Source organism: Pseudoalteromonas sp. OANN1, assembly GCF_024124685.1.
Classification (GTDB): Bacteria; Pseudomonadota; Gammaproteobacteria; order Enterobacterales; family Alteromonadaceae; genus Pseudoalteromonas; species Pseudoalteromonas piscicida.
On sequence record NZ_JAMXSE010000030.1, the window covers coordinates 1 to 11514 of the forward strand.

8 protein-coding genes are annotated in these 11514 nt (G+C 42.6%); 4 read left to right on the forward strand and 4 right to left on the reverse strand.

The features are described from left to right. Positions 1-391: 391 nt before the first annotated feature. Together gppA and rhlB are read right to left on the reverse strand one after the other, a co-directional pair. Complete coding sequence (gppA, locus tag NH462_RS20050) at positions 392-1900, reverse strand: guanosine-5'-triphosphate,3'-diphosphate diphosphatase (RefSeq protein WP_253107537.1); 1509 nt, start codon at positions 1898-1900, stop codon at positions 392-394. A gap of 52 nt (positions 1901-1952) precedes the next feature. Further along, complete coding sequence (gene rhlB, locus NH462_RS20055; RefSeq protein WP_017219421.1) at positions 1953-3233, reverse strand: ATP-dependent RNA helicase RhlB; 1281 nt, start codon at positions 3231-3233, stop codon at positions 1953-1955. 91 nt (positions 3234-3324) lie between these two features. Between rhlB and trxA the strand changes: the two genes are divergently transcribed. The 3 genes from trxA (at position 3325) to NH462_RS20070 (ending at position 6517) form a co-directional block, all read left to right on the forward strand. Further along, positions 3325-3651 carry a thioredoxin TrxA gene (trxA, locus tag NH462_RS20060; protein ID WP_010378172.1) on the forward strand — a complete coding sequence of 109 codons (327 nt, stop codon included), beginning with the start codon at positions 3325-3327 and terminating at the stop codon, positions 3649-3651. Positions 3652-3856: 205 nt separating this feature from the next. After that, positions 3857-5116 carry a transcription termination factor Rho gene (rho, locus tag NH462_RS20065; protein WP_010378171.1) on the forward strand — a complete coding sequence of 420 codons (1260 nt, stop codon included), beginning with the start codon at positions 3857-3859 and terminating at the stop codon, positions 5114-5116. A 138-nt stretch (positions 5117-5254) separates the two neighbouring features. Then, positions 5255-6517: a methyl-accepting chemotaxis protein gene (locus tag NH462_RS20070; RefSeq protein WP_010378169.1), complete on the forward strand. Its 1263-nt coding sequence runs from the start codon at positions 5255-5257 to the stop codon at positions 6515-6517. On the opposite strand, the gene NH462_RS20075 is transcribed toward NH462_RS20070, so the two are convergent. Continuing rightward, a complete protein-coding gene (locus tag NH462_RS20075) occupies positions 6514-9348 on the reverse strand; it encodes a response regulator (protein WP_010378168.1) in 2835 nt (944 codons plus the stop codon). The two genes, NH462_RS20070 and NH462_RS20075, sit on opposite strands and share 4 nt — an antisense overlap. A gap of 71 nt (positions 9349-9419) precedes the next feature. On the opposite strand from NH462_RS20075, the gene NH462_RS20080 reads away from it, so the two are divergent. Then, positions 9420-10004 (forward strand): DNA-J related domain-containing protein, encoded by a 585-nt coding sequence (locus NH462_RS20080; protein ID WP_010378167.1) that lies wholly within the window; start codon positions 9420-9422, stop codon positions 10002-10004. Here the strand turns inward: NH462_RS20080 and dbpA are convergent. Then, positions 9993-11375, reverse strand: coding sequence for an ATP-dependent RNA helicase DbpA (gene dbpA, locus NH462_RS20085; RefSeq protein ID WP_253107539.1), 1383 nt, complete (start codon positions 11373-11375; stop codon positions 9993-9995). The genes NH462_RS20080 and dbpA overlap by 12 nt on opposite strands. Positions 11376-11514: the final 139 nt, after the last annotated feature.

Sequence of the window (11514 nt, forward strand, 5' to 3'; positions counted from 1 at the left end):
TCTAAATTTGTTTGCGTCATCTAGCGAACTAGAATCTGCTGTTAGAACTCAATCTGTACGAGTGCCCACACAGATGATTGCTTCATATTTTTAAAGAACGTTTCGAAACATTTCGTTGTTTCGAGGGATGTGCATTCTAAGCATTCCCGATTTTTTGTCAACACTTAATTTTGAATTTCTTTAGCAGAAGTTTCGAACTTAAGTTTTACTTGACCCTAACTCGTTGCTGCTTTGCTTTTCAGCGTGGCGCCCCGTGTCAGTGGGGTCGCATTATAGGGCGATCCGATTTTAGTGCAACCCTTTTTTTTAAGAAAGTTGCGAAAAACAGATCGTTTGGATAGAAATCACTCTAAGACAGTTATTTTTGCATGTTTTACAAACAAAAAGAGCGCTAGACGCGCTCTATTTTTAATTCCCAACCGAATTTTGATAGGTAAGCCGCTTCTTGAACGAGCTCCGCTAGCATCAACGGATGAAGAGATAACCAGGGATCGGGCATTTGCATAGTCAGGGACTTTTTCTCTTCATTGTTGGCTTGAACTGTTACTTTAGGTAGAACATCGTCTTTTCTACGCATAGATAGCAAAACACCAAGTCGAACTACGACGCATAACAGCTTAGCGTACTCAAAGTGACAACCTAATCGATCAAAATCTTTGGCAACAAGGTCGGCTCTATGATTTTTAACGATAGCAACGATAATATCTTTTTGCGCTTTGCTATATCCAGGCATTGAAGTATTCGCCAATATATAGCCGCTGTGTCTATGGTACTGTTTATAGTCAATCAGCAAGCCAATTTCATGAAGAGATGCGATTGCCTTTGCCAAGTGCAGACTCGCTTGTTCATCCAGACCCCAGCTTGATGACACTTGGGCGATAATATCAGACACCACTTCGTATACTCGCAGCGCCTGCTCGGTATCAACATGATAACGCTGAGTGAAACCATCCAATGTACGCTGACAGATATCGACAGCCTGAAAATCAGGGATCATACTATAAAGTACACCCTCACGAAGTGCGCCACCGGCAAGACCCATAGATTGAATATCCAATGACTTGAATAGTGCAATCAAAATAGCAAGGCCCGATACAAAGACTAAGCGGCGTTCTTCAATTAACCCAGGTAAAGTTAGCGCAGCCACCGTTTCACATTCAATTGCTTTAAGCTTTACTTCTTCCAACTTGCTTAGCGTCAGTTGTTCGTTCTCGCCCATCGCGGCGAAAATTTCCTGAATGGCTTGAACAGTTCCTGACGCACCAATGGCTAACTCCCAGCCAAGCTTTTTATATTTGGCCTGAATAGGCTGTATTACCTGCTTTGCAGCCTGCTCAGCAGCGTCAAAGTTTTCAAGACTTAATAGGCCATCGCTGAAATACCTATCTAGATAAGTCACACAGCCCATATTTAAGCTTTTATACAGCAAGGCATCAAAGCCTTTCCCGATCACAACTTCGGTACTCGCGCCACCGATATCAATAACAAGTTGCTTACCTTGACAGGCGGATGTGTGAGCGACACCTTTATAAATGGTTTTCGCTTCCACTTCTCCACTTATCACATTTACCTGATGATTAAGGATCTGCTCCGCTTTTTCGATAAATGTGTGAGCATTAGTAGCCAAACGCAATGTCGCTGTCGCGACAATACTAACGTTTTGCTTGGGGATATCCTGTAAGCGCTCAGCAAACAAAGCAAGGCATTCCCATCCTCTTTGCATCGCCTCAAGCGACAATTCATTTTGGTCATTAAGCCCAGATGCCAGCCGCACCTTCCTTTTCACACGGCCAATTGTGTGAATACCGCCTGCCATATGTTTCGCTATCAACATATGAAAGCTGTTAGACCCTAAGTCTATTACAGCGTAAATATCTTCCTTCGAAGCAGTCTTTGCCACTTTTTAAACCTCAACAAATCGCTTTAAGCGCTTACTACTTTACTATCCAAGTTTACTTGGATTGTGGTTTTCTGTAGCCACCTGTTCGGCGACCACCACCACGTTGCTTGTTACCACTATTACCATGGCCTGAATGACGACGTTTATTTACTTGAGGCGCACGCAAGTCAGTTAATAGTGCTGTTTTATCATAATGAGAAACAGGAATTGCATGCTCTATGTATTCCTCTATCTCATGTAAATTATAGGCGTATTGCTCGCACGCAAAACTAATCGCATGTCCAGATGCACCAGCTCGACCCGTACGACCAATGCGGTGAACGTAGTCTTCTCTGTCATCCGGCAAGTCGAAGTTGAACACATGACTTACTTCAGGAATATGTAAACCACGTGCAGCAACATCAGTCGCCACCAATAAATCAACATCGCCACGCGTAAACTGCGCTAAAATTGACTGGCGTTTCTTTTGATTCACGTCTCCAGTAAGCAAGCCTGCACGGTGGCCATCTGCTTTCAGCCATGCGTATACGTTTTCGCAGCTGTGCTTAGTATTAGCAAAAATGATTGCCTTCTCTGGCCACTCTTCCTCAATCAAAGTCAGCAGTAAAGGTATTTTGTCATCTGTTGACGGGTGAAATAGCTCTTCTTGAATACGTTTGCCCGTTTTAACATCTGGCTCAATTTGCACATGAATAGGATTGGTCATGTGTTCGAATGCTAACTCTTGCACTCTGTATGACAGTGTTGCAGAGAATAATAGATTTAATCGCTCTTCACGACCTGGCATGCGATTGAACAAATAACGAATGTCTTTGATAAAACCTAAATCAAACATTCGGTCTGCTTCATCTAGCACAACCACTTCGATATCATTGAGGTTATAAGCACCCTGCTTATAAAAATCGATTAAACGCCCAGTCGTTCCGATTAGTATATCCGCGCCTTTTTCCAGTTGAGCCCGTTGTTTTTCGTAATCTTCGCCACCATATACAAGGGCAAGCTTAAGATCACAACGTGGCGCAATGACTTGCGCGTCCTTATGTATTTGGATAGCCAACTCTCGAGTCGGTGCCATAATAATTGCACGAGGTTGCGTTTTTTTATCCTTTTTAGTCTGCAATAGGCGATGACAGGTCGCGGTCAAAAACGCAAGAGTTTTGCCCGTACCAGTTTGTGCCTGGCCCGCGATATCGCGGCCTTCACAGATGTAAGGTATACACTTTGCTTGGATTGGCGTACAAAATTCGAAGCCATTTTCCTGTAAACCGGCGACCACTTCCGGTGCTAAAGCAAAGTCGTTGAATTTTTTATTGGTCAAATGTGTCTTAGTCATAGCAATAAAGCATAACGTTTAAACTTGCAATAAGAAACAAGAGTGTTTAAATACGCATTAAATATTTCGCCTAATTCTAACGGAGAGCGTAATGAGCGACAAAATTATCCAACTAACTGATGACAGCTTTGAAGCTGACGTAATCAAATCTGACAAGCCTGTACTAGTAGATTTCTGGGCAGAATGGTGTGGCCCTTGTAAGATGATTGCGCCTATCCTTGATGAAGTTGCAGAATCACACGGTGACCGCGTAGCGATCGGCAAACTAAATATCGACCAAAACGCTGGTACTCCACCTAAGTACGGTATCCGTGGTATTCCAACACTATTACTGTTTAAAGATGGTGCAGTAGCAGCAACTAAAGTTGGTGCTCTATCTAAGACTCAACTCGTTGAGTTCCTAGAAAACAACCTGTAATTCAGGTTGTTACACACTCTGCGGCATAACTGCCGCAGTTGTGAAGCTGATCTATATCATTTTTAATAGAATAAAATTTGTATAAACACTGGACGACCCGACGCCTAGCTGCTAACTTATAAAGCCACAAACCTTTAAGCTTTATCAAATCAACCTCTCTCGTGAAACTAACGAGAATGACAACTGTAATAAAGAACCCACCAATATGCATTTACGCGAATTAAAAGACAAGTCAATCAATGAACTTGTAAAACTGGCTGAGTCCATGGGACTTGAAAACGTAGCTCGTTTAAGAAAACAAGATATTATCTTTGCTATTTTGAAAGCGCACGCGAAAAGCGGCGAAAATATATACGGCGGCGGTGTTTTAGAAATTTTACAAGATGGCTTCGGCTTTTTACGTTCTTCAGAAGCATCTTACCTAGCTGGCCCTGATGATATTTATGTTTCTCCGAGCCAGATTAGACGTTTCAGCCTGCGTACCGGTGATACCATCGTTGGTTTAATCAGACCACCAAAAGATGGCGAAAGATATTTTGCATTATTGAAAGTTAATGAAGTTAACTTCGATAAGCCTGAAAACTCTCGTACCAAAATCCTATTCGAAAACTTAACGCCTATTCATGCTAATGAGCGTATGGTAATGGAACGCGGTAATGGTAGTACCGAAGATATTACCGCTCGAGTGTTAGACCTTGCCTCTCCAATCGGTAAAGGTCAGCGTGCACTTATCGTTGCACCACCAAAGGCGGGTAAGACAATGTTGCTACAAAACATTGCTCAGTCCATCACATACAACAACCCAGATGCAACTTTGATGGTACTACTTATCGATGAGCGTCCGGAAGAAGTAACTGAGATGCAGCGCCTTGTTCAAGGTGAAGTTATTGCCTCTACGTTTGATGAACCAGCTAACCGCCACGTTCAGGTAGCAGAAATGGTAATCGAAAAAGCAAAACGCTTAGTTGAGCATAAGAAGGATGTTATTATTCTACTTGACTCAATTACACGTCTTGCTCGAGCATACAACACGGTCATTCCTTCATCAGGTAAAGTATTAACTGGTGGTGTTGATGCCAATGCACTTCACAAGCCTAAGCGCTTCTTTGGTGCTGCGCGTAATGTTGAGGAAGGCGGAAGCTTAACCATCATCGCAACGGCACTTATCGATACCGGCTCTAAGATGGATGAAGTTATCTACGAAGAGTTTAAAGGTACGGGTAACATGGAACTACACCTAAACCGTAAGATTGCGGAAAAACGTGTATTCCCAGCTATCGACTTCAACCGCTCAGGTACTCGTCGTGAAGAGCTACTAACGAAAACTGACGAACTTCAGAAAATGTGGATCTTGCGTAAGATTGTGCATGAAATGAGTGAAATCGATGCGATGGAATTCCTTATTGATAAGCTTTCCATGAGCAAAACAAACGATGAGTTTTTCGACTCAATGCGTCGTAAGTAAGTAGACTCTAAGTCTAGTTATTGAAAAGCCAGCTTATGCTGGCTTTTTGCGTTTCAGGTTCGCCAACTGCCTGTTTTTGTTCTATACCTTACCTAGTGAATTTAAACCAAATTTGAATAATGAACCTAGGGACTTAGAATGAAGCCGAGTCGTATTATTGCCGCTGTCACGCTTTTTAACTTGGCTTCAGTAACACTCGCTATTACCTTACTATCCTCTGATGAGGCTAGAGTGGCCGTCGCAGTTAGCGCTTTAACACTCGGGGCATTATTGCAATTCTTATGTTTAAAAAAAGCCTCTTCTGCTGAAAAAGATATGGAGCATCTAGTTCGCAATTTTATCAGTGACAATGGTGTCGACCTAACATATCGCTTTAACGAACAAGATAAAAATATTTCTAAGTCCTGCCTACTAATGAATGATTGCTTCGCCGTTATAGAACATATAATTAGTGAAGTGTACGCATCTTCTTCTCGACTTCACCCAATGGCGGATAGCTTAAGAGATACCTATGCATCCATGACACAAAAGGCAACACTACAACATACGCATGGTGAATACTTAGCTACTTCAATACAGTCTATGTTAGAGATTTCTGCGCGTTTAGATACGAGTTTAGAGCAAATCTACGCATCTGTAGAGAATGCCACAACGGCAGTGAAACAGACCCGATTAGATACCGATAAAAGCCAAGAAAGTCTGCTAACACTTGCAGACAACATCAAGAAAACCAGTGAACAAATAGAATTGCTCAAAACTGACAGCAATGAAATTAGTTCTGTGCTTGAAGTCATTAACGGTATTGCAGAGCAAACCAATTTACTTGCGCTAAATGCTGCAATTGAGGCCGCACGAGCAGGCGAACTTGGCCGAGGCTTTGCTGTCGTCGCTGACGAAGTGCGTAATCTTGCAGCAAGAACAAGCCAATCAACTAAGGAAGTAAGTCTGGTAATTAGGAAAATACAATCCGGCACAGAATCCGTTCATGCGCTGATGCAAGCGGCGCTGCAAGAAACCGCCAATACCGTGAAATTAAGCGAAGCGTCGACAAAAGAGGTTGATGAAATAGAAAACGCAATGCTTTCTATCAATCAAATGTCCCATGACATTCATCAACAAGTTGAAGAGCAGAAACAAGCCTCTGACGCAGCTCAAGAAAGTATAGAGTCAATGGTACACCTGAATTCCGATGCCCTTTCAAGTACCAAAATACAGGCCGTCTCCAATCGTGACCTCATCGCCCTTTCGCAAAGTATTCATTCAAAGTTATCCATGTTTAAGATTTCAGATTACACGCCAGAACTCGATACCAGAAAAGACAGCTCCCGAGTATCTATCAGTGATGATGAGCAACCTGATAATCTAAAGGTGGATGATTCCGACGATATAGAGCTATTTTAGGAGGCCAATGATTCTTGAGATTTTAGCTGATCACACATTGCAAGAAACAGAGATTGAAATTGATCTTCACTTCCTTGCTTTAATACCTTCTCAAATTCTATAGCGATACTTGCAAGCTCTGGAAATTCAAACATGGATGCCGCCCCCGCCAACTTATGACAAATAGTCTGAAGAGTGCTCAGATCTTTGTTTTGCCACGCATCAATCAACAAGTAGCGCTCTTGCTCAAAAGTGCTTGCGAAACTATCTCGCAAATCCGATAAATCAATATTAAGTTCATACGCTTTGCCGTCAGACTCAAAGTTTAAGTGCGTATTCAATACCGCTAGTAATTCATTTTTATTAATCGGCTTGCCAATGTGACCATTGAACCCTGAGTCAATATATGATTTTACCTCTTCCATCAACACATTAGCGGTTAACGCGTATATTGGACCAGAGTAGCCCGCCGAGCGAATGATCCGAAGTGCCTCAACCCCATCCATTCTTGGCATTTGAATATCCATAAGCACCAGATCAGGAAAGTCGCTAAGACACTGTTCAACCGCTCGAGCACCATTTTCGGCTACAATAACCGTCGCACCAGTTCTCTCTATCATGCGAGAGAATAGTTGCCGATTCTCTGGGTGATCTTCCACAACCAGCACCGTACCTGAGAGCAAAGGTTGCTTGGACTGCGGTTCTTGAATTTCGGTAATAGCCGTATTGAGGTATACAGTACAAGGGACACAGAAGGAGAAAACACTGCCATGATCGACAACACTTTGTACTTTGATTTCACCATTCATCATGTGGGCAAGCTGGCTCGACAAACTTAACCCCAGCCCAGACCCCCCAAAACGCCTTGTTATACTGTTGTCAGCTTGTTGGAAATTATCAAAAATTCGACCTATCTGCTGCTCAGTCATACCAATACCGGTGTCCTTCACCACAAACTGTAAACCATGGTGCGTTTCAGATACCTCCAATTCGATACGGCCTTTTTCGGTAAACTTTAGGGCATTACTTAGCAAGTTTATTAGTATTTGTTTTACTCGAATGTAATCCAAACGTACATAAGCGTTAGCCCTTACCTGATCACAGACAATAAACTCTAATTGCTTACTCTGTATATTTTGTTGAAACATATCACATAAGTCAGCAAGTAAGCTGCTTACCGAAAATTCAGTTGCTTCTAGCTCTAAGCGCTCGGCTTCGATTCGACTTAAATCCAAAATATCATTGACGAGATCGCGTAAATGTAATCCTTGATTATAAATAGTTCTGACCGATGCTTGTGCCTGAGCATTTAAATCTTGTTCGACCAACAAGTCTTCTGCATGTCCCAGCACCGTGGTAAGTGGCGTCCTAATTTCATGACTCATGTTTGCCAGAAATTGACTTTTCACTTGGTTGGCCGCCTTTAACTCATCCGCTTTTTGCTGAAGCTCAGATGTTCTCAACGCTACTTTTTGGCTTAACTCCAGTTTTGCTCTTTGCTCAACCTTACGCCGATAGAGTGCGAAAGTTGTCAGTAAAGTTAATATCGCGATGATAACACCCAACAATTGTAATTGGCTGCGCTGTTCCTCTTTCAGCAACTGTAATTTTTGTTCTTGCTTGAGCACTTCGACTTCTCGAGAAAGTTCACTAGCCTCATACTTAGCACGATAGTCATTAATCCTTTTCAGCATGTCATCATTCATCAAGCGGTTTTGCGCTTCCAAATTTTGTGAGTCATAATCTCTAGCGCGCTTAATATTTCCTTGTGCAGCCTCAATCAGCGCTAACAAACGAAGTGCCATACGCTCTCTTTTCTGTTCATGCATAACTCGACTTGCCGCTAAACTTTGCTCTGCATTAGTCAGCGCTTCTGTTAGCCGCCCTTGAGCGAAGAAAATTTGTGCTAAGGTGAACTGAGCTTCCATTAGGTTGGCAGGATTCTGAGCCTTTTCGGCATAATAGAGCGCAAAGTTTGCTTCTTTTTCGGCTAATTCTAATTGGTTTTGTGAATAGCTCAATAAAGCAAGATTGCCATATTCAAATGACAAGTGGCGGACATCGTTCTGCGCTTCATAATAAGTAATTGCTGCTTGGTACGACGCTTTGGCAAGCGCGGGGCGTTTAGTCTCAGTGTATAGCACGCCAAGATCTGCTTGAGCTAGCGCAACACCATATTCATCGTTTAGCTCGACGAATGCGTTTAGGGCTTCATGGAGCATTTCTTCCGCTTTATCATAGGCACCTTGACGAATATAAACACCCGATATATTTAGTAAAATATCGGCATGATCTTGAGCATCGCCAAACTCTTGGTAAAGTTCATCTGCTTTTAAATAATTATGTAGTGCCAAGTCAAGTGTGAAGCTATTAAAATACGCCAACCCCAAATTACTATGTAAATTAGCCATTTCGATGGGGACATTACGTTGCTCAGCTAACGCTAATGCCCGTGAGTAAAACTCAATAGCCTGTTGATAATGACCAAGGTAAAAGTAGCAGATCCCTTGAACCTTTACCGCTGAAAAATGGTTGTCACTCAGTCTGTCTGATTGCGTTATCAACTCTAACTGATTGAGAAAAACGAGTGCATCTTTGAATTGATTTTGTTTATAAGCAGACTTACCTAGACTAAGCAAAAGTTCTACTTTTCTTGCCTTTCCTAGGTTTTGCTCCGTGAGCAACTCAGTGCCCAGTATTTTTTGCTGTTGCCAATTGGTGGTTTGCTCCACCTCTGAGATCCGCTCAGCAAGGGTGCTATCATTTAGTGTGGCGTTAACTTGAAAACAACTGGAGAAACACAGGCTACAGGCAAACACAGACCAGGGCTTTAGTAGCCTCGATAAATTCATTGTTGCTCTCCATTGCTTATCATTTAGTCTGCGTGGTAGTGTGAAGATACACCAAGACTAAAGAGGCGACAATGTTCAATCCGCTAACAGATGTTATTTTTAGACTAATTTGTCAAAATCAATCTTTAAAAGTGCACACTATTGCCGCCGCTCTGATGGAACAACAGCAACTACCTCGCCTTGATGAAGATGAAAATAAAAATCTATTTAAACGTAACTTCCTGATCATGAATGCCCTGTATCAACTCCAGCAAGAAGTATTCGCTGAGGGCCTGTATCTACATGTAGAAGCACTCAATATTTATCTAGCTCCACAACTAGGTGAACATTCATTAGCGTTAGATGACCCGCTCAGAAGTTATTATTTAGACTGGCAGCATTACGAAACCAGTAGTGAAGAAGTGAGTGCTCTGTTAGATAATTTTTGGCAACAGTTTACATTTAGCGGCGCTCGCCAGCGACTTGCCATCAAACCTGACGAATTAAACGCGATTAAAACGCGCTGGAGACTTCCTAAAGGTTATGATCGCAGGATGTTAAGCCAATGTTGGAGAAAACTGGCCTTGACTCATCACCCGGATAAATCAGGTGATGAGGAAACATTCAAACGCTTAATGAATGAGTATGAAATACTCAAGCAGGCCTTAAGCACGTAAGGCTTTATAGCGCTTATTTTTAATCTTACTATTGTTAAGCTTACGTAGTGCAGGCTTCACTGCCTCGCGTTTTACAGCCACGAATGTTTGCACATCATAAATATTGATTTTACCAATTTGCTTGAAGCTTATGCCTTCTTCACCAGTCAAACTGCCCACGATATCTCCTTTGCGAAGCTTTTGCTGCTTTCCACCTTCAATCATGAGGGTCACCATATTCGACTTATAGGCTGGTTTTTCGAGCAGCGAATGACTCGGCAACGTGCCATGTTTTAGCTCTTGACCATATATTTCCGCCAACTGTTTTATTTTGAAGGCTTCTTTTTCTCCATAAAGAGATACTGCGATACCTTTGTGCTCACCCCGACCCGTACGACCAACACGGTGAATATGCGTCTGCGGCTCAAGCGCCAAATGATAATTAACCACAAGCTCAACTTCCTCAACGTCGAGCCCTCGAGCGGCAACGTCAGTGGCAACTAGAATATTGGCACTCTTGTTAGCAAAAGTGAGCAATGACCATTCACGTTCACCTTGATCTAAATCGCCATGTAACTCGACGCAAGCTAGTCCAGTTTGACGTAATTCTTCGAATAGTCGCTTAGTCTCAGCTTTGGTATTACAAAAAACGATACAGCTTTGCGGCTGGTGTTGCATTAACAGCACTCTCAGTGCGTTAAAGCGCATTTTATTGTTGTCTAATTTATAAAAGGTTTGCTTAATGCTGTGGTGTGCTTGTTCTTCTTTCGCTTCAACAAACTCTGGCTCACGCATATATTGCTTCGCCAGTTTCATGATCTTGTCTGGGTAAGTCGCACTAAACATTAGTGTTTGTCGAACTTCAGGCACATACACTAGAATGCTTTCTAGCGTTTCAGTAAAGCCCATATCCAGCATCTGATCGGCTTCGTCGAATACCACAGTCTGCGTTTCAGTTAGCATGAGTGAGCCATTAAAAACATGCTCTTCAACCCGACCGGGTGTACCAACAACAATATGCGCGCCATGTTGTAACGCCCGAGTTTGAGGTTCAATTGGCGTTCCTCCGCAGAGTGTTTGCACTTTGACGTTACCAATTAAAGCCGCAACTTTTCTGATTTCTTGTGCGACTTGATCAGCCAACTCTCTCGTTGGACATAACACCAAAGCCTGAACCTCATTGCTGTCAGGCTGCAACTTATTCAGCAGCGCAAGTGAAAACACCAGTGTTTTACCAGATCCGGTTTTCCCTTTCACGACTAAATCTCGTCCAGTCAGCGCCGGCGCTAAACTCACAGACTGTACTGCCGTTGGCACTATGTAGTTAAGATCTACAAGGCGCTGAGCAAGCGCTTGGTTTAGAGGTAATTGAGAAAATGAAGTGATCGACACAGTGCTTTCCTATTCGCTATCTTAATCGCGTATTTTATACCAAATGTGTAAATTCGCTAACCGCTTTACTCTATTATTCCAAGATAAAGCGCCCCTAGATTGTGGATGAATTTCCCTCATCGCAATACACGGACTTACA